The organism is Microbispora sitophila, from assembly GCF_014892245.1.
Classification (GTDB): domain Bacteria; phylum Actinomycetota; class Actinomycetes; order Streptosporangiales; family Streptosporangiaceae; genus Microbispora; species Microbispora siamensis.
In genome coordinates, this window is the sequence record NZ_JADBGC010000034.1 from 14,959 (window position 1) to 36,992 (window position 22,034).

Here is a 22,034-nt window from a genome sequence, read left to right on the forward strand (position 1 = left end):
CGGGCGTGGACGATGTGGGGTTGGTGCCGCACAAGACGACCACGACGGTGGCGATGGACTTCGGCCGGGTGTCGCTGGACCGGGATTTGATTTTGTATCTGTTCGGTACGCCGGGTCAGCATCGGTTCTGGTTCATGTGGGATGACCTGGTGCGGGGGGCGATCGGTGCGGTGGTGCTGGTCGACACCCGGCGGCTGGCCGACAGTTTCCCGGCGGTGGACTACTTCGAGGAGGCGCGCCTGCCTTTCGTCGTCGGCGTCAACGGCTTCGACGGGCAGTACACCCACGGGGAGGACGAACTGCGTGAGGCCCTGACGTTGTCGCCCCGAGTCCCGATCGTCCGCACCGACGCCCGCGACCGTGAATCGGTCAAGAGCACTCTGATCACCCTCGTCGAACACGCGCTGGCGTCCCACCTGGGCGCGGTCCGTTGAGACCCGGGAACGGACCGGACCGGCGATCTCGCCCCGGCGGCACGGGCGTGAAGGGCGTGCGGGCGGATAGTCTGGGGAGACTGATGATTCACCGACCCGTCCACTCGCTTCGAGGCTGGCCAAACACGTGTTCGAGACGCTTTCCGACCGGCTGACTTCGGTCTTCTCCTCCCTTCGGTCCAAAGGCAGGCTTTCCGACGCCGACATCGACGCGACCTGCCGCGAGATCCGCATCGCGCTGCTCGAGGCGGACGTCGCGCTGCCGGTCGTGAAGGACTTCGTGGCCCGGGTCAAGGAGCGGGCCCGCGGCGCCGAGGTCTCCCAGGCGCTCAATCCCGCGCAGCAGGTCGTGAAGATCGTCAACGACGAGCTCATCGAGGTGCTGGGCGGCGAGACGCGGCGGCTGCGCTACGCCAAGACCCCGCCGACCGTGATCATGCTGGCCGGTCTCCAGGGCTCCGGTAAGACGACCCTGGCCGGCAAGCTCGCCAAGTGGTTGCGCGAGCAGGGGCACGCCCCGCTGCTCGTCGCCTGCGACCTGCAGCGGCCCAACGCGGTGCAACAGCTCGCCGTCATGGCTGAGCGGGCCGGGGTGGCGGTCTACGCCCCGGAGCCGGGCAACGGCGTGGGCGACCCGGTCGCGGTGGCCCGGCAGTCGGTGGACCACGCGCGGCGCCAGCAGCACGACGTGGTCATCGTCGACACCGCCGGCCGCCTCGGCATCGACCAGGAGCTGATGAAGCAGGCTGCCGACATCCGCGACGCGGTCACCCCCGACGAGGTCCTGTTCGTGCTCGACGCCATGATCGGCCAGGACGCGGTGAGCACGGCTCGCGCGTTCATGGACGGCGTCGGCTTCGACGGCGTGGTGCTGACCAAGCTCGACGGCGACGCCCGGGGCGGCGCCGCCCTGTCGGTGCGCCACGTCACCGGCCGTCCGATCATGTTCGCCAGCACCGGTGAGAAGCTCGAGGACTTCGACGCCTTCCACCCCGACCGCATGGCGGGCCGGATCCTCGACATGGGTGACATCCTCACCCTGATCGAGCAGGCGCAGAAGACGTTCGACGAGCAGGAGGCCGCCAAGATGGCGGGCAAGCTCGTCTCCGGGGACGGCTTCACGCTGGAGGACTTCCTCGAGCAGATGATGATGGTGCGCCGCATGGGGCCCATCAAGAACCTGCTCGGCATGATGCCGGGCATGGGGCAGATGCGCGAGCAGCTCAACCAGGTCGACGACCGCGACCTGGACCGCATCGCGGCGATCATCCGCTCCATGACGCCCGGCGAGCGCCAGGACCCGAAGATCATCAACGGCTCGCGCCGGGCGCGCATCGCCAAGGGGTCGGGTGTCACGGTCACCGAGGTGAACAACCTGGTGGTCCGCTTCTTCGAGGCGCAGAAGATGATGAAGCGGATGACCCAGGGCATGGGCATCCCGGGCATGCCCGGCGGGCGCAAGCAGAAGGCGCAGAAGCCCAAGAAGGGCCGCCGGGTCAGCGGTGACCCGCGCAAGGCCGCCCTCGGCAAGGCCGGCGCGAACGCGTCGTCCACGGATGGCCCGAAGCTGCCCAAGGGCCTGCTCGGCAACGTCGGCGGCGGCCAGTTGCCCCCCGGCCTGGAGCTGCCGCCCGGCTTCGACCCGTCGAAGCTGAAGCTGCCCGGCCAGAACTGACGCACCGGACCGCCCGCCCGCCGGTTCCCGGCGGGCGGCTGGGTCTCAGGCTCGCCCTGTGTTGTCAGAGGCTCGCGCCTGGGGCCATCGGCCTGGCGTCGATCCTGCCGTCGTCGCACACCGTCGCGCTGAACGGGACCTCCAGGTGCGCCACCTCGTCCGGCGGAATGATCATCAGTCGCGCCGCGGTGGGGCACCGCGTCTCGTGCCCGCTCGGCACCACGGTCCAGTGGAGCCGGGCGTGGGCGCTCGCCCCGGGGCGTAGCGTGACCCGGTGCGGAGTGACGCTCTCGCGGCGGGTGCGCGTACGCAGCACGTCGCCCCGGCCGTCGATGAGGACGAGCCCGACGAAGCCGTACACCCAGCAGGTCTTCGCCGACATGTTGGTCAGCACGAGCGGGGCGTAGCGGTTGCCCGCCCCCGCGTCCTGCCGTCCCACGCGGGCCCGCAACCCGGTCGTACGGCACCGCTCGGGGGCGGCGCCCGTGCTTCGCGTGGCCGTGGTTCGCGCCGCGGCGCCGTACCGGAAGGACGCCGTGCCCGCCGCGACGGCCCGTCCCGTGTCCGCGGCGGGCGGGGTCGTCGTGTGCGGGGTCGTCGCCCTGGCCGGGAGAGCGGAGGCCGCGGAGGGCGCGGTGGTGGAGGGCATGGTGGTGGAGGGCATGGTGCTCGTGCCGCAGCCTGCGGCCAGCAGGGCGAGGGCCGCCGCTCCTGCTGTGAGGGTCCTGTTCGTAACTCGCATATCTGGTTGGACGGCCCACCCGCGCGATCAGTTCGCATGCCCGTTCCGGGGTCATGGGAGCATCTGTGCCGAAATCAGGGCGGCGGCGGAACCGTCCTTTGCGGAGCATGGGGAATCATCTGGCAGAATGTCAGGCTGGAACATCGTGACCAGGCGGGTGCCCTCTCACCCCCGCCGGTCGCGCCTGTCCCTCGGGCGGGCTCCCGTCGTGCCCCACTCGATGAGACACCGCTCACCCACGCTCTAATGCAGGAGAGACCACACCCGTGGCAGTCAAGATCAAGCTCAAGCGGCTCGGTATGATCCGCAACCCGCAGTACCGCATCGTCGTCGCCGACGCCCGGAGCAAGCGGGACGGCCGTGCCATCGAGGAGATCGGCCTGTACCACCCGAAGGAGAACCCCTCGCGCATCGAGGTGAACTCCGAGCGGGTGCAGTACTGGCTGGGCGTCGGCGCGCAGCCGACCGACCCGGTCCTGAAGATCTTCAAGCTGACCGGCGACTGGCAGCAGTTCAAGGGCGAGCCCGCCCCCGCCACGCCGCTCCAGGTCGCCGAGCCCAAGCCCGACCGGCACGCGGCGTACGAGGCCGCCGCCAAGGAGTCGCTGTCGGGTGACACCGGCGCCGCCGCCACCACGCCCAAGAAGGCCAAGAAGACCGTGAAGGCCGAAGAGACCGCCGAGGCCCCGGCCGCGGAGGAGAAGCCGGAAGGCGAGGCCTGAGGTGCTCGAGGAGGCCCTCGAGCACCTGGTCAAGGGCATCGTCGAGCATCCGGACGACGTCCGGGTCCGCGCGCGGCGCATCCGCACCGGGCGCGTTCTCGAGGTCCGGGTGCACCCCGACGACCTCGGCAAGGTCATCGGCCGCGGCGGCCGTACGGCGAAGGCGTTGCGTACCGTCGTCAACGCGTTGTCGAACGGTAAGTACGTGCGGATCGACCTGGTCGACCTGGAAGAGGCGCGCTGAGCCGAACGACGTGTCCGGGGGACCCCGCACCGGGGTCCCCCGGCGTGTTTTCGGCTTCGGACGGGTCTCTTCCGGGCGGCTTGCGGTGACAGTCCGGTTCGGGCGGTGACGTTCGAACCGTCGCGTTGAAGTCGCGTAGAGAAGTCGCGTTGAAGCGGTAGCGGAGGTAGGCGACAAGTGCAGCTAGTCGTGGGCAGGATCGGCCGCCCGCACGGCGTGCGGGGCGAGGTCACGGTCGAGGTGCGCACCGACGAGCCCGATCTGCGCTTCGCTCCGGGTGCGACGCTGGCCACCGACCCGGCGCCGGCCGGTCCGCTGACGGTGGAGCGGGCCCGGTGGCACAAGGGGATCCTGTTGCTGACGCTGGCCGGGGTGGAGGGCAGGGACGCCGCGGAGGCGCTGCGCGGCACGCTGCTCGTCGTGGACTCGGCGGACCTGCCGCCGATCGACGACCCCGACGAGTTCCACGACCACGAACTGATCGGCCTGACGGTGGTCACCACCGAGGGGGAGCGGGTCGGCGAGGTCAGCGACGTCCTCCACCACGGACAGGACCTGCTCGTGGTGGCCCGTCCCTCCCGTGACGAGGCGTACGTCCCGTTCGTCAAGGCGCTCGTGCCCGAGATCGACCTCGGCAAGGGCATCCTCGTCGTCGACGCCCCGCCCGGACTGCTCGACGCCCCAGAGGCGGAGTAGGGGCCGCAGATGCGCGTCGACATCATCTCGATCTTCCCCGAGTACTTCGCCCCGCTCGACGTCTCTCTCATGGGCAAGGCCCGCGAGCGCGGCATCCTCGACATCCACCTCCACCAGCTCCGCGACTGGACGCACGACGTCCACAAGAGCGTGGACGACACGCCGTACGGCGGGGGCCCCGGCATGGTGATGAAGCCGGAGGTCTGGGGCGAGGCCGTCGACGCGGTGATCGAGGACGGGCGCGCCGTCTTCGGGAAGGACGCGCTGCCCCGGCTGATCGTCCCCACGCCGAGCGGCCGGCCGTTCACCCAGAAAGTGGCGCTGGAGTACGCCGAGGAGCCGTGGCTGCTGTTCGCCCCGGCGCGCTACGAGGGCATCGACTCCCGCGTCGTCGCCGAGTACGGCGAACGTCTGCGCGCCGACGAGGTGAGCATCGGCGACTACGTCTTAGCCGGGGGAGAGGCGGCCGTCCTGGTGATGGTCGAGGCCGTGGGGAGGCTGCTGCCGGGGGTTCTCGGCAACGCGCGCTCCGTCGCCGACGACTCCTTCGCGCCGGGGGCCATGGCCAACCTGCTGGAAGGCCCCGTCTACACCAAGCCGCCCGTGTGGCGGGGGCACGAGGTGCCGGAGGTCCTGCTGTCGGGCCATCACGGCAGGATCGCCCGCTGGCGGCGCGACGAGGCGCTGCGCCGTACGCTGGCCAGGAGGCCGGAACTGGTCGCCCGGCTCGACCGGGACGGCCTCGACAAGCACGACCGGCGCGTCATCGAGGAGTTCGGGGAGCGCCGTGAGGAACGGCCTGAGGAACGCGCCGGGGAGCGTCCCGAAGAGCGCCGTTCCGCCGCCGCGTCTCGCACCTCGTTTCGCGCAGCGCCGGAAGATATGGCAGACTGAATCGCTGCTGCCTACTTCGGCATGGCCGGGTGCGCCCGGCCTGGATGTGGCAGACAAGACGTATCAAGCCAAGCACGCGTGTCCCCCTCGTCGCCGAGCCTCCGGGCCGGCCGGGTGGACCTCCGTGTGCCCATGTCAATGAGGAACCGCCGCCATGCACACGCAGATTCGAGAGATCGAGAAGGCTGCCCTTCGCAGCGACGTACCGGCTTTCCGCCCGGGTGACACGCTGGAGGTCCACGTCCGCGTCGTCGAGGGCAACCGGTCCCGCATCCAGGTGTTCAAGGGCTTCGTCCTGCGCCGCCAGGGCGGTGGCATCCGTGAGACGTTCACGGTCCGCAAGGTCAGCTACGGCGTCGGCGTCGAGCGCACCTTCCCGGTTCACAGCCCCGTGATCGAGAAGATCAACGTGGTGACCCGCGGCGACGTCCGCCGGGCCAAGCTGTACTACATGCGTGACCTGCGCGGAAAGGCCGCCCGCATCCGCGAGAAGCGCGAGGCGCAGCCGGCCGGCAAGTAAGGCTTTGGGATCGTGGTCCGTGCCTCAGGCGCGGGCCACTTTCTTTTTGCCGGTGATGCGGTGTCCCCGGCGCTCGCCGTCGTGGACATCATCTAGGCTCAGCAGCGATGGCTAGCGAGGGACAGGGGCCGGGCACGCGCCGCCCAGCCGAGGACGGGGTGGACGTGGTCGCCGAAGACGTCAAGCAGAACGCCGAGGACGGGAAGAAGAAAGGCTCGTTCTGGCGGGAGTTGCCCGTCCTGATCGTGGTCGCCCTCGCCCTGGCTCTGCTGATCAAGACCTTCGTGGTCCAGGCGTTCTACATCCCGTCCGCGTCGATGGAGAACACGCTCCTCATCAACGACCGGGTCCTGGTGAACAAGCTCGTTTACCACGTCCGCGACATCGAGCGCGGCGACATCGTCGTGTTTTCCGGCGTGGACTCCTGGGACTCCGAGGTGCAGTTCGAGGAGCCGTCCAACCCCGTCGCCGCGGGGCTGCGCTGGATCGGCACCGCGTTCGGGATGGTGCCGGGGGAGAAGGACTACATCAAGCGGGTCATCGGCGTGCCGGGCGACAAAGTCAAATGCTGCGACGCGCAGGGCCGGGTCACAGTGAACGGCGTGCCGCTGGACGAGAAGTCGTATCTGTACCCGGGGAACGCGCCGTCGGACCGGCCGTTCGAGGTTACGGTCCCGCCGAACCGTCTGTGGGTGATGGGCGACCACCGCTCGCTGTCCTGGGACTCTCGCCTCCACATGGGTGACCCGGGCGGCGGCACCATTCCCGCCGACAAGGTGATCGGCCGCGCGTTCGTCATCGTCTGGCCGTTCAACCGGGCCAAGATCCTGCCGATTCCGGAGACGTTCGCGCAGCCGGCGCTCCAGGCCGCCCTCGGGGCCGCGCCGTTCGTCGCGGGCTTCGCGGGGGCCGTGCCGCTGGTGGCCCTGCGTCGGCGGCTGGTGAGGCGACGATAGGACGTGACAGAGCCGGAGGAGGCAGCCGTGGGAGAGTCCGACGAGAGTCGCTTAGGCACCGCCGGGCCGGTCGGGTCCGCGGACGGCGTTCCGCAGGAACCGGCGGAGTCGCCGGCCGCGGGCGAGGATGAGCCGACCGGCGACGGGAAGGAGGACCGGCCCGCGAAGAAGAAGGGCTCCGGCCTGCTGGAGACCCTCATGTACGTGCTCGGTGGGGTCGTCGTCGCCCTGCTGGTCCACACCTTCCTGTTGCAGTCGTTCTACATCCCGTCCGAGTCGATGCAGAACACGCTCCTGGTCAACGACTACGTAGTGGTCAACAAGCTCGCGTACAAGCTCGGGCCGGTGGAGCGCGGCGACATCGTGGTCTTCAAGGGCTGGGACGGTGAGGACACGATCAAGCGGGTGATCGGCGTCGGCGGCGACCACGTGAAGTGCTGCGACGCCAAGCGCCGCATCACCGTGAACGGCACGCCGCTGGACGAGGAGGGCGAGTACCTCTACCCGGGGGCCAAGCCCTCCGACCGTGAGTTCGATGTGAAGGTCCCCAAGGGGCGGCTGTGGCTGATGGGCGACCACCGGAACGACTCGGCGGACTCGCGCTACAACATCAACGACGGACACGAGGGCACGGTTTCGGAGGACGACGTCATCGGGCGGGCGTTCCTGCGCTACTGGCCGCTGAACCGGATCTCGCTCCTGTCCCGGCCGAAGACTTTCTCCGCTGTCCAATGATCTCACCTGCGGCTTTGCCCTCGGCGGCGGTTCGGGTCGTATCGCCATGCCCGAATGAGGCGTAATCTACTTGTCGTCATGACAGCTGCCTACCGCCCGCGCCCGAGTGTCGTCCGACGGGACTCCGGACTCTACGGCTACGAGCGGGCCCTGGCCCGCCGGGGGTTCACGCCGGTCGCCGGGGTGGACGAGGCCGGTCGGGGCGCCTGTGCGGGGCCGCTGGTCGTCGCCGCGGTGGTGCTGGGGCGGGACATCGACGGGCTGAGCGATTCCAAGCTCCTGACCGAGGCCGTGCGCGAGCGCCTCTACGAGCGGATCATGGCGACCGCCCGGGCCGTGAGCGTGGTCGTGATCCCTCCTGAGGAGATCGACTCGCGCGGCCTGCACAAGTGCAACGTCGCGGGGATGCGGCGGGCCGTCGCCGGGCTGGGGCTCGTCCCCGCTTACGTCCTCGTGGACGGCTTCCCGGTGGCCGGGCTGCCCGCGCCGTCGCTGGCCGTGTGGAAGGGCGACCAGGTCGCCGCGTGCGTGGCGGCGGCCTCGATCGTGGCGAAGGTGACGAGGGACCGGCTGATGCACGGCCTCGACGAGGCCTACCCGCAGTACGGCTTCGCCCTGCACAAGGGCTACGTGACCCCTGGCCATCGGCGGGCCCTGGCCCGGCACGGGCCGAGCCCCCACCATCGGTTCTCGTTCGTGACGGTGGCCAGGGTGACTCGTGGGACAAGGATCCCGGCCGGGGGCCTGTGGACGGGGCAGGATGAGGACATGCGCGAGAATGAGGTTGGGACCGGTGTCGTCTGAACGGGTCGGCCTCGACAGTGGGATCCCGACGGGGAGCGGAAGAGGAGGACCGGGATGAGCGCGGAAGATCTCGAAAAGTACGAGACCGAGATGGAGCTGCAGCTCTACCGGGAGTACCGCGACGTGGTCGGCCTGTTCACCTACGTGGTCGAGACCGAGCGGCGCTTCTATCTCACCAATTCCGTCGATCTCGACGTCCGCACCGCCGAGAACGGCGATGTCTTCTTCGACGTGAAGATGCAGGACGCCTGGGTCTGGGACATGTATCGCCCGGCCCGCTTCGTGAAGAACGTGCGGGTCGTGACCTTCAAGGACGTCAACGTCGAGGAACTGGCCAAGCCCGACCTCGAGATGCCCAAGGAGGGCTTCTCGAGCTGATCGCTCCACAGCGGTCGAGGTTGTCCACAGAACGCGGTTCGGACGCGAGGTGACCGGTGTGACCGGTGCATCGTCGGGTCATGCGTCTCGCCGCGTACGTACTCATTCTCGTCGTGCTGGCCGTCGTCACATCGACGGCCGCAGCCTCGACCGATCTGTCTTCGGCCACCACGCGCCAGGCCGCCGGGCCGGTCAAGCTGCCTGCCGGGGAACGGAAGAGTGACGGCGGGAATTTCCGGGGCCGCCGGCCGGCGTGGGGCTGGCCGCTCGCCGAGCGGTCCCGGCCGCTCAGGCGATTCGATCCGCCGGCCCAGCGCTGGCTGGCTGGCCATCGCGGGGTGGACCTGGCCGTCTCGGCGGGCGAGGAGGTCCTGGCGGTGGGGCAGGGAACAGTCAGCCTGGCGGGCCGGGTGGCCGACCGGGATGTGGTCGTGATTGATCATTCGAACGGCCTGCGCACCACATACCTTCCGGTGCTTCCGCTGGTCCGGCCGGGTGAGTCCGTGACGGCCGGGCAGGTAATCGGGACGATCGAGGAAGCAGGTGCGCACTGCCGGGTCCCCTGCCTGCACTGGGGTCTGCTTCGCGGGAACTTCTATCTCGACCCGCTTCTTCTGTTCGGCCATGGTGAGGTCCGTCTCCTCCCTATGTGGTCGGAGCGCCGGCGGTTGATCCTTTACGGGATGGGCGAGGTGGAGGCGTACAAGCAGGTCGATATCGGCCGCAAGTCCGGATATCGCTGGCGGGCGGAGAACGGCGGACTCCCACCGGCGCGCTTGGCAGAATCGGCACACTCGGATCGCTATCCACTGGGGCGCCGGCACATCTCCACCTTGCGGGGACAGGGCCTGGGCGTGCGCGCGTCCGCTCGGCCGGGTGCGTGTCGCCGCTGGTGGCCAAGTTGATGTCCCCGTGCTGTCGAAGTTGGCTATTTCTTGGTGATGCATCCGCCTGTCTGGGTTCGTGCCTGTTTCATGCGGAAGGACTCACCTTCGGTGACCACAACGATGCTGTGGTGCAGGAGCCGGTCCAGCAGGCTGACGGCGGTGGTGTGCTCAGGTAGGAAGCGCCCCCACTGGTCGAAGGGCCAGCGCGAGGCGATGCCGAGCGCGCGGCGTTCGTAGGCTGCGGCCACGAACCGGAACAGCAGCTGGGCGCCGGTGTCGTCGAGCGAGGCGAAGCCTACCTCGTCGGTGATGACCAGGTCGGCGCGTAGCAGGTTGTCGATGACGCGGCCGACGGAGTTGTCGGCCAGACCGCGATAGAGCGTCTCGACGAGTTCCGCGGCGGTGGAGTAGCGCACCTTGTAGCCGGCGCTGATGGCGGCGACGCCGAGGGCGATGAGGCTGTGGCTCTTGCCGGTGCCGGCCGGGCCGACCGCGCAGTAGTTCTCCGGCGCGGATCCATTCCAGCGAGGCCAGGTAGTCGAACGTCGCCCGCGGGATGGCAGAGGCCATGAGGTCGAACTCCTCGATCGTTTGATTACGGGGAGGGCTGCGGCCTTCATCCGGGTGCGGGCGTTGGATTCATCGCGGGCGGCCAGTTCGGCGTCGATGAGGGTCCGCAGGAACTCTTCGGGATTCCACCGCTGGGTGCGTGCGGTGACCAGCAGCTCGGGAGACAGACGGCATATCGCGGCGAGCTTGAGGCGGCGCAGGGCGGCATCGAGGTCGGCGGGCAACGGCGGAGCGGCGGGCGCGGTCATGACACCTGCCCGATCGTGTCGCTGAGTTTGCCGAGGGTGTACGGGGCGCGGGGCGGGGGCCGCGGTAATGCTCGAACCGGAAACGGGACCAAGCCAGTACTGCGCAGAACACATGCAGCCCTCCATCCGCGTCGCCCCAGTCGATGACCAGCGTCTGGCCCGGGGTCCACACCGCCGGGTGCCGCCCGCGCCTGGGCGACCAGGCGGCGGAAGTTCCGCGCCGACCCCGCATGCCCGGCAGCCTGGGCCAGCGGCAGCAGCCGCTTGGCCGAGATCTTCCCGTGCGTCGCGCGGACCTTCTCGGCCACCAGGCCGGCGACCTGGTCGTAGTTGTGCTCGCGCTGCTTGCGGCCCGGCGCCTTGTCCCCGCACCCTCCCCACGACACGCGAACACGCACGAAGACGAGTGGGGACTTCAAACTGGCCACCAGCGGTGACCTCAACCCGGCCACCTGCGGCTACTTCTACACAGCCACGGACAGTCGCCCGGCTTCCAGGACTCTGGGCACCAACTTCTAAGACCCCCGATCAACCTGAGTGCGAGCACTCACGTCCGCCGGTTCGAAGTCCTGGGCTACCGCGCCATCCTTGAGTCCCGTCGCTGATCAATACCTGCGTTCTGACCCCGACCGGCCATCACCGGCCGGGTTCGCTCCCACCTGCCTGCGCATCGCTCGGTGTTAAAAGCGCCCACGCATATCCGATTTTCGGATTAGTCGTAATCGGCCGGGGGTTCGCTCCTGGCTGCCTGTGCACCGTCCAATTTCCGGATTATGGCCTTCGCTTGTCCAAATAAAGGAGGGCAATTCGGACTAAATGGTACGAATCTTCATGAGAGTAATCATTTGACTACTAGATTGGACTTGTGTGATAAGTAAGAGTCAGTGCTAGATTAAATAACGCTCGAAGATCTTCAGCACAAAGGTACCTGTTCGCCGACCTCCCGTTTCCCTGATAAGGAGCTCACGTATGCGTAGAATCGCCGCCTTCGCTGCAGCGGTCTTGGGTGCCGCCGCTATCGCCGTCACTTCCACGCCCGCCAACGCAGTCACCTGGATTGGCATCGACCGTGTCGGCTCATACGGCTGCACCACCTGGCTGGGCACCTCGGGCAACTATAGGCAGCTTCACGTGTCGTGCTCTGGTAAGTCCGTCGCCGTAAGGGTGAGGTGTGCTGGAGGCGCCCTGCACGAGACGGGGTTCCGCTCCGGGTACAACCACGCTGATTGCAACCTCGTCACCGAAGGTGGAGTCGACGCCGGGTGGTTCGCCGTGCAGTAGAAGTGCCACTAGACAGCGCTGACAGAGAAGGAGCTCACGTATGCGTAGAATCGCAGCCCTCGCTGTAGCAGTGTTGGGTGCCGCCGCTATCGCCGTCACTTCCACGCCCGCCAACGCAGCCACTGGCTGGATTGACTTCGGCGATGCCGGCTCATACGGCTGCACCACCTGGCTGGGCCGCTCGGGCAACTATAGTCAGCTTCACGTGTCGTGCTCTGGTAAGTCCGTCGCCGTTAGGGTGAGGTGTACTGGAGGTGCCCTGCATGAGACGGGGTACCGCTCCGGGTACAACCACGCTGATTGCTACATCCCCAGCGAGGGTGGAGTCGACTCAGGCTGGTTCAGCCTGAAGTAGAAGTGCCACTAGACAGCGCTGACAGATGAGGAAGCGCCAGAGCGGCAGCCTCGTCACTCGACACGAGGCTGCCGCTCTGCCTCGCTTTGCACAACGAGACATCTCGTAAAACCTAACGAGTTTGATGCGTGATGTCGGGTGCATGGGTGGCGAATTGGGCGAGTGTTAGGCGGTAAGGCCAGGCAATCGTCGAGAATGTCAGGGCCACGTTATAGAACCCCAGAGCGTGTTTGAGAAGTGGTGATACGGGATGTCAGCGGTCGGTCTGTCGTTCGGGTCGCGCAGCGTGAAGATCGTCAGCATGGTCCGCTGCCACGCGAACGTCGCTACCCCTTGAGCTGACCGACGTGCAGTGGGCGCTGATCGAGCCACTACTCTCCCGCGCCGAACACCGGCGGGCGGCCGGAGAAGCATCAACGCCGGGACATTGTCGATGCGTCGTCTACGTGGTGGGTACCGGCCGCGTGGGGGGGCAACTGCTGTTTCGACCTCCCGCCCTGGCAGACCATGTACCGGTACTTCCTCCGCAGGGGAGAAGACAAGGTCAACGAGCAGGTGTTCGCCGTACTGCGGGAGCCTTCGAGCAGTGCAGGGGGCGGGCCGCAGAATCAACAGCGAAGACTGCCCTGCTCAGCATGTACCCGGTCACGCCGGTTCGGGGTGTGTCGGCGACGTCGGCGCCGGCTTCGTCGGATGCTGGTGGGCTGGACACGGCGCGTCCTGACCACTGTGCGGCGCATCGTCTGGAGGTCCGCGCCGGATGGGGCTCACCGTGATCGAACCATGGTGGGGCAGCCCTTCGCAGGCACGCTTTCGCATCCAACTAATTTCCGCCCCCGGCATATTATGCACCCTGTATGGTGGAAGTCTGAATGTGACACCGAGTGTAGCCGATTAGCTCTTTTTATTAGATTGCCTTATGAATAAGGTTATAGTAACTCGGGAAGTGTCACGGACAACGCGGCAACGCCTGGCATGGCTTGACGCTCTACGCGGCATCGCTGCCTTGGCAGTAGTGTTTGAGCACGCACTCAAGCCGCTTTTGTCCGAAGCGCGGTCGCCGATCAAGGCGATCTTTGAACCCGGTTCATACGGGGTGATGCTCTTCTTCCTGGTCAGCGGCTATATTGTACCCGCCTCATTGGAGCATCGAGGTAGCTTGCGCGCCTTTTGGGTATCCCGAGTTTTTCGGCTTTATCCGCTGTTTGGAGTTGGTGCGGTTGGCATGGTCGGTCTCGTGGCGCTGGGCTGGGATGCTCCTCATATTTGGTGGAGTACACGGCAAGCCTCCCTGGTGCTAGGTCATCTGACGATGCTGCAGAACCTGCTCTGTATGCCTAACCTGATCAACGTCCTGTGGACACTTTCATACGAGATGGCGTTCTATTTGCTCCTCACCGCGCTATTCACTTTCGGCATGAACCGAGCAAGCACCACGATCGCGCTTGGCTTCACTTCTTTGTCGATGCTGGGTGCGAGTATTCTGCCGGTCGGGTTGCTCTCGGTGGGGGGATCGGGACGCATGCTCACAGTCGCTCTGCTGGTGACCGCGTTGGTGGCGGTAGGTCTGATCTCCGTACTCGTCGGAAGTGGCACGGTCCGCAGGGCAGGGGCGGTCGTTGTCGGAGTCACTGTGTTGGCGCTCTTGGCGGTCAACCAAAGCTATCCCGGCCCGTGGCAGGGCATGCTGATCATGGCCACCATGTTTTCAGGAACAGTGCTGAATCGAGTCGACCGGGGCGAAATATCCTGGAAGCGAGCCGGATGGGCTGCTGTGGTTCCGTTGGCTGGGATATGGCTGGCACGGGATGAGTTTGGTTTTCAAGTGGCGATAGCCGCTGCTTGGATCACCTTCGGCCTAGGAATGGCATTGAGAAACCGTAGAATGCCACGAGTCCTCGTCTGGCTAGGGTTGGTAAGTTACTCAATTTACATTCTTCACCCACTTCTTCTGGAAACCGTTGAATGGTTCTGGCCTGAGCCGTCGGCCGTACCGCTAAGCCTGCGATTACTGGCTCTGGTGTTGGTGATTGGACTACTACTCGGGCTAAGTATGCTCACATGGCGTCTTGTGGAGGCTCCGTCGCAACAACTCGGCAAGCGGCTGGTATCAACTCGCAGTTGGATCCGGAAGGATTGCTCAGAGATTGTATAGAGTTCCAGATTGGAGCTCATTCCTGCTTGGATTTTATGGTTTCGTGCGCATGGTTTTGAGGGCGTCGAGTTCTCCCGTCGGAGGAACAAGAACCGTCGGCCTGGCAGCGGAGTGGGTCGCCGGCCGCGGGATCGTCACGATCAACCATCAAGCGCGCCAGGCGCCAGGATGGTTACGGTCAGGCCCGGGGATGGGCCTGGCGGTAGGCGGCCCGGAGCCGCTCGATGGACACGTGCGTGTAGATCTGTGTGGTGGCCAGGGAGGCGTGCCCGAGCATCTCCTGCACGGATCGCAGGTCGGCCCCGCCTTCGAGCAGATGGGTGGCGGCGGTATGGCGCAGCCCGTGCGGGCCCATGTCGGGGGTTCCCTCGACCTGCGCCAGACGGGCGTGCACGACACGCCGGACGGTGCCCTGGTCGATCCGGCCTCCTCGGACGCCGAGGAAGAGCGCGGGGCCGCTTCCCTCGCGAATCCACAGAGGCCTGCCCCGCACACACCACGCGTCCAGGGCGTGCAGGGCGGGCAGCCCGAAGGGAACCGTCCGCTCCTTGCGTCCCTTGCCCAGCACGCGGACCGTCCGGCGCTCCCGGTCCACGTCGTCCACGTCGAGGCCGCACAACTCGCTCACCCGCATGCCGGTGGCGTACAGCAGCTCCAGCATCGCCCGATCACGCAGGTCCCTGACGTCGCCCGGCCCCTGCGTGGACAGGACGGCCTCGGCCTCGATCTGGTCGAGCACCTTCGGCAACCGGCGTTCGGCCTTCGCCGTGCCGAGGAGCAACCCGGGGTCACTCGCCAGCCATCCCCGCCGGTGGCAGAAGGCGGTGAAGACCCGGGCGCAGGCGGAACGGCGGGCCAGCGTCGCCCTCGACCGTCCGGCCTGATGCTGGCCCCCCAGCCAGTCGCGCAGAACGGTGACGTCAAGAGCGGACACGTCGTCGTGCCCGGCGGCCCTCATATGCGCGAACAGCGAGGAGATATCACCGAGATACGCCCTCAGCGTGTGCGGTGACAGGTCCCGTTCAAGACGCAGATGCCGCTCGAACTGCTCCAGGACGGCGTCGAACTCCCCGAGTCCCTGCCCTTCGCCCGCTGCCACGACCTCGTCCTTCCCATCGCTTCGGGCTCGATGCGGTGCGACCCGCACCGCCCTCCGGGCGAGCCGCAGCCCGGGAATCTTCTAGCCGCAGTCACACGACGACGCGGTCCGGTTGTTGTGTCCCATCGCGCCGTGTCACTGCCCCTTCGACGGCGTCCGATGCGCGCTGAGCGCGTCCGCCCCGGCGAGCCCGAAAGGGGGAGGGGGAAGGAGACACGACCACGATCCGCATGCTATCCACCGGTCTCATTCCAGGACGCCGACCGCGCCGGCGAGTGCGGCGCCCGCGCAACGGCGCGCGCCCGCGTTCACCGGCGCGCGGCAGGGCGCACCCGCCACCCTCGGTCCACGTTCTCGACGAACCCCGCGGCGGCCAGAGCGCCCAGGCAGGCGAGGGCTGTCCCGATGTCCACACCGGCGGCGACCGCGATCGCGGCGGGACCCGCGGCGCCGCGTGCGGGGATCGCTTCGAGCACACGCCTGGTCTCGTCGTTCAGCCCGTCACGAGGCCGCACGGGCCCGCGTTGCTCCGGTGCGAGGTCGTCACCAATGGAGCCGACCAACTCGATGATCTCCTCCGCCGAAGTAACGCAGACGGCCTTGCCCTGACGAATCAGGACATGGCAGCCCGTGGAGACGTCCGTGGTGATGGGACCGGGCACGGCCATCAACTGCCGGTTCAAGCCCCAGGCATGAGTGGCCGTGTTGAGCGCACCGCTGCGCGCGGCCGCCTGCACGACGACGGTTCCCCGGGACAGGGCGGCGATCACCCGGTTGCGGATGAGGAACCGCAGCCGGGTGGGGTGCGCGCTCGGCGGCCACTCACTGATCACCGCGCCCTGTTGCCGCACGGCACGGAACAGGTCCTCGTGCGCGCTGGGATAACAGACGTCCGTCCCACAGGCGAGCACGACGACCGTCGGCGTCCCGGAGGCCAGCGCGCCCCGGTGGGCGGCCCCGTCGATCCCGTAGGCGCCGCCACTGATCACCGTCCACCCGCGCCCGCCGAGACTCATGGCGAACTCGGCCGCCACGGTCGTGCCGTACGCGGTCGCGGCCCTGGCTCCGACGACGGAGACCGAGCGCAGGCAGGAGAACCGCAGGTTCGCCCGTCCGTCCACCCACAGCCCGAACGGCCGTGCGTCTCCGAGGTCGTCGAGCTGGGTGGGCCATTCGACGTCACCCGGAACGACGAGCCGCGCCCCGCGCTGCATGCCTTGCGCCAGGTCGCCTGCCGGGTCCGTGTAGCGGGCCGCCCAGGCGGCCGCATGCCGGCCGACATCCAGGTGGCGCCTGGAAGCCTCGGCGCGGTCCTTCTCATCACGCGCGAAGCCAGGGTCGAGCACGCCGCGTTTCGCCTGCTGCATGGCGCCCACCGGACCATAACGGGCGATCAACCGGCCCATGACCGCGTCGCCCGCCTCGGCCATCCGCATGATCGCCACGCGGGCCAGCCGTTCCACCCGTCCCTGACCGGCCGCGCCGCCGGCGTCCCCGGCAGGGCCGGAGGCGCCCGCTGCCTGTGGGATGACATCACCGGCCGGCGCGTCACCGGCTGTGGAGAACTCCATCGCATCCATCAATCCACTCCGAGCCACAGTGCGAGGGCCGCCGACGTCTCGGTCTGGCCCGGACGGTCCTTGCCCGCGAGATCCGCGAGCGTCCAAGAGACGCGAAGCACGCGATCCAGGCCGCGTGCGCTGAGCGTGCCCACGTCGAGGCCCCGATGAAGCGGGGCCATCGCGGCGTCGGGCAGGCGGAAGTCACGGTGCAACGCGGATGAGGACACCTCCGCGTTGGTACGCCAGGGGGTGCCGGCCAACCGCCTGGCGGCCCGCTCGCGCGCCAGCCTCACCCGCTCGGCCACGGTCGCGCTGGTCTCCACGAAGTGCCGGTCCGCGAGCAACTCGGCGCGCGTGGCCCGGCCGATCTTCACCTTCACGTCGACGCGGTCCAGCAGCGGCCCGGAGAGCCGGTCGAGATAGCGGCGCCGGCCCGTGGGGGTGCACCTGCAGGGGTGTCCGACCGTTCCCTGCAGGCCGCACGGACACGGATTGGCCGCCAGGACCAGCATGAACCGGGCGGGGAACGTGACCGCGCCGACAGCCCGTGCGATGGTGACCGTTCCCGACTCGAGGGGTTGCCGCAGGGAGTCGAGCACGGTCGTCGCGAATTCCGGTGCCTCGTCGAGGAAGAGCACGCCTCGGTGCGCGAGCGACACCGCTCCGGGCCGCACGACGCCTCCGCTCCCACCGCCCACGACGGCCGCCACCGTGGCGCTGTGATGCGGAGCCATGAAGGGCGGTCTGGTGAGTAGCGGACGCCCCGGCGGCAGCGTTCCCGCCACCGAGTGGATGGCCGACACCTCCAGGGCCTTCTCCTGGTCGAGCGGCGGCAGGAGGGTCGGCAGGCGCTCGGCGAGCATGGTCTTGCCGCTCCCCGGCGGGCCCAGCATCCAGAGGTTGTGCCCGCCGGCCGCGCACACCTCCAGTGCCTTGCGGCCCATCGGCTGCCCGGCCACGTCGCACAGGTCCGGCCCCGGGATGCTCCGGTCGCAGCCGTCCGGTCCTGTCGGACGCGGCGCGTGCTCGGCCTGCCTGACGTGCTCGCCGTGCCTGACGTGCTCGCCGTCCTCGACGTGGTCAGCGTCCTCGCTGTGCTGGATGTGCTCGGCGTGGCCGACGTGCTCGGCGTCCTGCGAGAGCGAGGCGGCGTCCGCCACCACCGGAAGCCGGTGCAGGTCGCCCGAGCGCAGCCACCCCACCAGTTCGCCGAGCGTGGTGACGGGAACCACGGTGAGATCGGGCACGAGAGCGGCCTCGGCGGCGTTGAGCGCGGGCACCACGACCGTGCGCACCCCCGCCGCCGCGGCGGCGAGCGCGGCCGGCAGCACGCCTCTGATCGGCCGGACCCGCCCGTCGAGGCCGAGCTCGCCGAGGAACATCGGCGCTGCGATCCGCTGCGCGGGCACGGCGCCGGCCGCGCCGAGCACCGCGATCGCGATGGCCAGGTCGAAGATCGAGCCTCGCTTGGGCAACGTGGCCGGGAACAGGCTCACGGTGACCCGCGCGTCGGGCCAGGCGAACCTGCTGTTGATCAGTGCGGACCTCACGCGGCCCCGGGCTTCGCTGATCGCGGTGTCGAGTAGTCCGATGAAGTGTGTTCCGGCGATGCCGGGACCCACATCGGCCTCGACCTCCACGAGGCGTCCGGTGACGCCCACGAGGCCGACGCAGTGTGTCCGGGCGACGGGCATCTCAGACCACCCCGCGTTCGTGCCTGAGCGAGAAGTCGCCGGCGAATCGCTCGATCGCGATCACGTCGACCCTGATCGTGTCGAAACGCTCCGTGTGCATGGAGAGCCATCTGACTGCCAGCGTCCGCAGGCGCAGCAGTTTCTCCCCGGTCACCGCCTCGAAGGCGGTGCCGTGGCTGCGCCCGGAGCGGGTCTTCACCTCCACGATCACCAGCGCGTCGCCGTCACGGGCGACGATGTCGACCTCGCCCTCCGCGCAGCGCCAGTTGCGGTCGAGTATGTGCATGCCCTTCGCCGTCAGAAAGGTCACGGCGAGTTGTTCGCCCTGCCTGCCCAGCCGATCCTTCGCCGCCATGGGACCACCTCCGGCGCAGACAATCGCCCAAGCGGCCCCCGGCTCGGGGCACCGAACCACTTTCTGTGGAAAAGCCCATCCCGCGAATCGGCCGCTGTGGACGGGCGGAGGAAACCGCAGGTGGGCATGGTGAGAACGCTCTCGTCGTCCACAGCCTGGGCCAGGAGCGGAAGCGGGAGGGTGACCGCGGGGCAGACTGCGACCGGCATGGATACTTGCCCCGGTTCCGGGAGGCGGGTGACGGCTCTGCCCTTATGGAGCACGCCGTCGGTCATCGGGCGCCACAGGGCATCGGCAGTGAGGAGTCGGCAGTGACCGCGAAACTGATCAGGGAATTGGGCGAGGGTGCCGGGGTCGCCCTGCCCGAGGTCCGGGTCACCGGCGAGGACCCCGTCCTGCCGTCCGTCTTCCCCCTCGGCACGATGGCCGCGGCCTCGGCGGGCGCCCTGACCGCCGCCGTCGCGGCGTACGCCGCCCGCACCGGGGAGAACGGCGCGGAAGGGCCCGGCGGCCGGCAATGGTCTCGGGGCGCGCACGGCGATCCGGACGTCACGATCGATGTCCGCCACGCCGCCGTGGCCTTCCAGAGCGAGAGGCATTTCCGCGCCGACGGGAAGGCCATGGACGTCTGGGCCGCGCTCTCTGGGGACTACCGCACCTCGGACGGCTGGGTCCGGCTCCATTGCAATTTCGACCACCACCGTGATGCCGCCCTACGCGCGCTTGGACTGCCGCCCGGCTCGAGCAGCGCCGCGACCTGCAAAGAGGACGTCGGCAGGGCGTGTGCCGACCGTACGGCGGTGGAAATCGAGGAGGCGGTGATCCGCGAGGGCGGCTGTGCGGCGGCGATGCGGAGCAGGGCCGAGTGGCTCGCGCACCCCCAGGCGCGGGCGCTGGCCGACCTTCCTCTCGTCGGCGTGTCCCGGCTGCCTGACGGGGCCGGTCAGGCGAGCGGCAACGGGCTCCCGGCCGGGACGGAGCGGCCGCTCGGCGGTGTGCGGGTGCTCGACCTGACCCGCGTGATCGCCGGGCCGGTGGCCGCGCGGGCGCTCGCGGCATACGGCGCGGACGTGCTGCGTGTGGGTGCCGCGCACCTGCCAGAGGTGCCGGGGCTCGTGGTGGAGACGGCGTTCGGCAAGCGGTCGTGCCACATCGACCTGCGTTCCGAGGCGGACAAGCTGCGGGAGTTGGTTCGTCAGGCCGACGTGATCATCCAGGCCTACCGGCCCGGGGCCTTGCGGGCCAGGGGCTTCGGGCCGGACGATCTCGCCGCCCTGAGGCCCGGCATCGTCTGCGTCGACATCTCCGCGTACGGCACGCGCGGGCCGTGGGCTTCAAGAAGGGGGTTCGACAGCCTCGTCCAGATGGCATGCGGGATCGCCCACGAGAACGGCGACGGCCTGCGGCCGAGCCCGCTGCCCGCGCAGGCTCTCGATCACGGCGCCGGCCACCTGGCCGCGTTCGGCGCGGTCGCCGCACTGCTCCGGCGGGCGACCGAGGGCGGCTCCTGGCAGGTCGAGGTGTCGTTGGCGAGGACCGCGGCGTGGCTCGACGATCTCGGCAGGATCGACACGGCGGGGACGCGGCGGCCCCGGGTGGAACATCTGCTGGCGACGATGGACAGCCCCTTCGGCACGCTCACCTATGTGACCCCACCCGGCGCCATCGACGGGGTGCGTCCGCACTGGACGAGCCCACCGCCCCGCGAGGGAGAGCACCCCGCGGCGTGGTGGCCTCCGGCCTCCTGACGACAGCCGATGCCCTCCTCGCGACAGCCGATGCCCGCCAGGCCCCGCGCCCATCCCTGGCCGACGCTCGCTTCGAATGGGCACGGCCGGCGAGCCATGTGCGAGGTGGTCCTGGGAGACCGTGGCGTGGCCGGCGAGGCGTGTGGTGGTCTGGGGGCGTGCTGATCTCGCAAGGGTCAACTGAAGGGGCGGATCCGGGTAGACTGTTCGACGGCCTGCTAGGCGGGCCGAATTCGCACGCCCACTCACGAGCCGCCTTCTCGGTCCGGACCGCGTCCGGTGAAAGCGGCCCGGGGCGTCAGGGCGCGGGCAAGACGCCCGCGTGACCAACCGAGACCGTGCCCAAGGGCACACGACCATGGAGGACCATCACCATGGCCCCTGTCGTCACCATGCGGCAGCTGCTGGAGAGCGGCGTCCACTTCGGCCACCAGACCCGCCGGTGGAACCCGAAGATGAAGCGCTTCATCTTCACCGAGCGCAACGGCATCTACATCATCGACCTGCAGAAGTCGCTGTCGTTCATCGACCGTGCCTACGACTTCGTGAAGGAGACCGTCGCGCACGGCGGCACCATCATGTTCATCGGCACCAAGAAGCAGGCGCAGGAGTCGATCGTCGAGCAGGCGTCGCGCGTCGGCATGCCGTACGTGAACCAGCGCTGGCTGGGCGGCATGCTCACCAACTTCTCCACCGTGCACAAGAGGCTCCAGCGGCTGAAGGAGCTCGAGGAGCTCGACTTCGACAACGTGGCCGGCTCCGGGCTCACCAAGAAGGAGCTCCTGATGCGCCGCCGCGAGAAGGAGAAGCTGGAGCGCACCCTCGGCGGTATCCGTGACATGGCCCGCGTCCCGAGCGCGGTCTGGGTCGTGGACACCAAGAAGGAGCACATCGCGATCAACGAGGCCAAGAAGCTCGGCATCCCGGTCGTCGCGATCCTGGACACCAACTGCGACCCGGACGAGGTCGACTACCCGATCCCGGGCAACGACGACGCCATCCGCGCCGTCAGCCTCCTCACTCGCGTGATCGCCGACGCCGTCGCCGACGGCCTCATGACCCGTGCGGGCGCCGGCCGCGGTGACGAGAAGCCCGCGGGCGTCGCCGCCGCCGAGCCGCTGGCCGAGTGGGAGCGCGAGCTCCTCGAGGGCGGCGAGGCCGCCCCGGCCGCGGAGGCTCCGGCTGCCGAGACCGCCGAGGCTCCGGCCGCCGAGCAGCCCGCGCAGGGCGAGCAGGCCTGACGAACCACCACGGGTCCCCGCCGGGCGCGACGCCTCCGG

21 protein-coding genes are annotated in these 22,034 nt (G+C 68.7%); 15 read left to right on the forward strand and 6 right to left on the reverse strand.

Annotation, left to right across the window (positions count from 1 at the left end; genetic code table 11):
• Both IL992_RS40405 and ffh read left to right on the forward strand, forming a co-directional pair.
• On the forward strand, window positions 1-434 hold a 434-nt coding region (locus IL992_RS40405), incomplete at its 5' end, for a GTP-binding protein (RefSeq protein WP_193208581.1).
• A gap of 127 nt (window positions 435-561) precedes the next feature.
• Window positions 562-2,109 (forward strand): signal recognition particle protein, encoded by a 1,548-nt coding sequence (gene ffh / locus IL992_RS40410; RefSeq protein ID WP_193208582.1) that lies wholly within the window; start codon window positions 562-564, stop codon window positions 2,107-2,109.
• A gap of 64 nt (window positions 2,110-2,173) precedes the next feature.
• Here the strand turns inward: ffh and IL992_RS40415 are convergent, their stop codons facing one another.
• Entirely contained in the window at window positions 2,174-2,851 is a 678-nt protein-coding gene (locus IL992_RS40415; protein WP_193208583.1) for a DUF4232 domain-containing protein, read from the reverse strand.
• 266 nt (window positions 2,852-3,117) lie between these two features.
• Here IL992_RS40415 and rpsP point away from each other — a divergent pair, with 266 nt between their 5' ends.
• The 10 genes from rpsP to IL992_RS40465 all read left to right on the forward strand — a co-directional run bounded on the left by rpsP (window position 3,118) and on the right by IL992_RS40465 (window position 9,705).
• Window positions 3,118-3,573, forward strand: coding sequence for a 30S ribosomal protein S16 (gene rpsP, locus IL992_RS40420; RefSeq protein WP_193208584.1), 456 nt, complete (start codon window positions 3,118-3,120; stop codon window positions 3,571-3,573).
• Between the two features lies 1 nt (window position 3,574).
• Entirely contained in the window at window positions 3,575-3,817 is a 243-nt protein-coding gene (locus tag IL992_RS40425) for an RNA-binding protein (RefSeq protein ID WP_079320659.1), read from the forward strand.
• 177 nt (window positions 3,818-3,994) lie between these two features.
• Window positions 3,995-4,513, forward strand: coding sequence for a ribosome maturation factor RimM (gene rimM, locus IL992_RS40430; RefSeq protein WP_193208585.1), 519 nt, complete (start codon window positions 3,995-3,997; stop codon window positions 4,511-4,513).
• Between the two features lie 9 nt (window positions 4,514-4,522).
• Window positions 4,523-5,407, forward strand: coding sequence for a tRNA (guanosine(37)-N1)-methyltransferase TrmD (gene trmD, locus IL992_RS40435; RefSeq protein WP_193208586.1), 885 nt, complete (start codon window positions 4,523-4,525; stop codon window positions 5,405-5,407).
• Window positions 5,408-5,561: 154 nt separating this feature from the next.
• On the forward strand, window positions 5,562-5,927 hold the full coding sequence (gene rplS / locus IL992_RS40440) for a 50S ribosomal protein L19 (RefSeq protein WP_079320662.1): 366 nt from the start codon (window positions 5,562-5,564) through the stop codon (window positions 5,925-5,927).
• Between the two features lie 107 nt (window positions 5,928-6,034).
• The gene (lepB, locus tag IL992_RS40445) at window positions 6,035-6,883 is read left to right on the forward strand and encodes a signal peptidase I (RefSeq protein ID WP_193208587.1); all 849 of its coding nucleotides are present in this window, start codon (window positions 6,035-6,037) and stop codon (window positions 6,881-6,883) included.
• Window positions 6,884-6,910: 27 nt separating this feature from the next.
• Window positions 6,911-7,618 carry a signal peptidase I gene (lepB, locus tag IL992_RS40450; protein ID WP_319019138.1) on the forward strand — a complete coding sequence of 236 codons (708 nt, stop codon included), beginning with the start codon at window positions 6,911-6,913 and terminating at the stop codon, window positions 7,616-7,618.
• Window positions 7,619-7,696: 78 nt separating this feature from the next.
• Window positions 7,697-8,422 (forward strand): ribonuclease HII, encoded by a 726-nt coding sequence (locus IL992_RS40455; RefSeq protein ID WP_193208588.1) that lies wholly within the window; start codon window positions 7,697-7,699, stop codon window positions 8,420-8,422.
• A gap of 54 nt (window positions 8,423-8,476) precedes the next feature.
• Window positions 8,477-8,800 (forward strand): DUF2469 domain-containing protein, encoded by a 324-nt coding sequence (locus IL992_RS40460; RefSeq protein ID WP_030511723.1) that lies wholly within the window; start codon window positions 8,477-8,479, stop codon window positions 8,798-8,800.
• Between the two features lie 80 nt (window positions 8,801-8,880).
• On the forward strand, window positions 8,881-9,705 hold the full coding sequence (locus IL992_RS40465; protein ID WP_193208589.1) for a M23 family metallopeptidase: 825 nt from the start codon (window positions 8,881-8,883) through the stop codon (window positions 9,703-9,705).
• Window positions 9,706-9,728: 23 nt separating this feature from the next.
• Here IL992_RS40465 and IL992_RS40470 read toward each other — a convergent pair whose 3' ends face one another.
• The gene (locus IL992_RS40470; protein WP_226874684.1) at window positions 9,729-10,505 is read right to left on the reverse strand and encodes an ATP-binding protein; all 777 of its coding nucleotides are present in this window, start codon (window positions 10,503-10,505) and stop codon (window positions 9,729-9,731) included.
• Between the two features lie 2,651 nt (window positions 10,506-13,156).
• Here IL992_RS40470 and IL992_RS40475 point away from each other — a divergent pair.
• The gene (locus IL992_RS40475; protein WP_449843676.1) at window positions 13,157-14,296 is read left to right on the forward strand and encodes an acyltransferase family protein; all 1,140 of its coding nucleotides are present in this window, start codon (window positions 13,157-13,159) and stop codon (window positions 14,294-14,296) included.
• Window positions 14,297-14,474: 178 nt separating this feature from the next.
• Here IL992_RS40475 and IL992_RS40480 read toward each other — a convergent pair whose 3' ends face one another.
• From IL992_RS40480 to IL992_RS40495, 4 genes are all read right to left on the reverse strand, one after another.
• Complete coding sequence (locus IL992_RS40480) at window positions 14,475-15,395, reverse strand: tyrosine recombinase XerC (protein ID WP_319019139.1); 921 nt, start codon at window positions 15,393-15,395, stop codon at window positions 14,475-14,477.
• A gap of 308 nt (window positions 15,396-15,703) precedes the next feature.
• The gene (gene dprA / locus IL992_RS40485) at window positions 15,704-16,966 is read right to left on the reverse strand and encodes a DNA-processing protein DprA (protein ID WP_193208592.1); all 1,263 of its coding nucleotides are present in this window, start codon (window positions 16,964-16,966) and stop codon (window positions 15,704-15,706) included.
• An 8-nt stretch (window positions 16,967-16,974) separates the two neighbouring features.
• Window positions 16,975-18,651, reverse strand: coding sequence for a YifB family Mg chelatase-like AAA ATPase (locus IL992_RS40490; protein ID WP_193208593.1), 1,677 nt, complete (start codon window positions 18,649-18,651; stop codon window positions 16,975-16,977).
• Window position 18,652: 1 nt separating this feature from the next.
• Window positions 18,653-19,006, reverse strand: coding sequence for a YraN family protein (locus IL992_RS40495; RefSeq protein WP_193208594.1), 354 nt, complete (start codon window positions 19,004-19,006; stop codon window positions 18,653-18,655).
• 311 nt (window positions 19,007-19,317) lie between these two features.
• Here IL992_RS40495 and IL992_RS40500 point away from each other — a divergent pair, with 311 nt between their 5' ends.
• Window positions 19,318-20,754: a CoA transferase gene (locus tag IL992_RS40500; protein WP_193208595.1), complete on the forward strand. Its 1,437-nt coding sequence runs from the start codon at window positions 19,318-19,320 to the stop codon at window positions 20,752-20,754.
• Window positions 20,755-21,128: 374 nt separating this feature from the next.
• Complete coding sequence (gene rpsB / locus IL992_RS40505; RefSeq protein ID WP_193208596.1) at window positions 21,129-21,995, forward strand: 30S ribosomal protein S2; 867 nt, start codon at window positions 21,129-21,131, stop codon at window positions 21,993-21,995.
• Window positions 21,996-22,034: the final 39 nt, after the last annotated feature.

What these genes read in the sequence shown, in the direction of transcription:
- IL992_RS40415 (WP_193208583.1), bottom strand. Translation starts at nt 2,851, where the DNA reads ATGCGAGTTACGAACAGGACCCTCACAGCAGGAGCGGCGGCCCTCGCC.
- trmD (WP_193208586.1), top strand. Translation starts at nt 4,523, where the DNA reads ATGCGCGTCGACATCATCTCGATCTTCCCCGAGTACTTCGCCCCGCTC.
- rplS (WP_079320662.1), top strand. Translation starts at nt 5,562, where the DNA reads ATGCACACGCAGATTCGAGAGATCGAGAAGGCTGCCCTTCGCAGCGAC.
- lepB (WP_193208587.1), top strand. Translation starts at nt 6,035, where the DNA reads ATGGCTAGCGAGGGACAGGGGCCGGGCACGCGCCGCCCAGCCGAGGAC.
- IL992_RS40455 (WP_193208588.1), top strand. Translation starts at nt 7,697, where the DNA reads ATGACAGCTGCCTACCGCCCGCGCCCGAGTGTCGTCCGACGGGACTCC.
- IL992_RS40460 (WP_030511723.1), top strand. Translation starts at nt 8,477, where the DNA reads ATGAGCGCGGAAGATCTCGAAAAGTACGAGACCGAGATGGAGCTGCAG.
- IL992_RS40465 (WP_193208589.1), top strand. Translation starts at nt 8,881, where the DNA reads ATGCGTCTCGCCGCGTACGTACTCATTCTCGTCGTGCTGGCCGTCGTC.
- IL992_RS40470 (WP_226874684.1), bottom strand. Translation starts at nt 10,505, where the DNA reads ATGACCGCGCCCGCCGCTCCGCCGTTGCCCGCCGACCTCGATGCCGCC.
- dprA (WP_193208592.1), bottom strand. Translation starts at nt 16,966, where the DNA reads ATGGAGTTCTCCACAGCCGGTGACGCGCCGGCCGGTGATGTCATCCCA.
- IL992_RS40490 (WP_193208593.1), bottom strand. Translation starts at nt 18,651, where the DNA reads ATGCCCGTCGCCCGGACACACTGCGTCGGCCTCGTGGGCGTCACCGGA.
- IL992_RS40495 (WP_193208594.1), bottom strand. Translation starts at nt 19,006, where the DNA reads ATGGCGGCGAAGGATCGGCTGGGCAGGCAGGGCGAACAACTCGCCGTG.
- rpsB (WP_193208596.1), top strand. Translation starts at nt 21,129, where the DNA reads ATGGCCCCTGTCGTCACCATGCGGCAGCTGCTGGAGAGCGGCGTCCAC.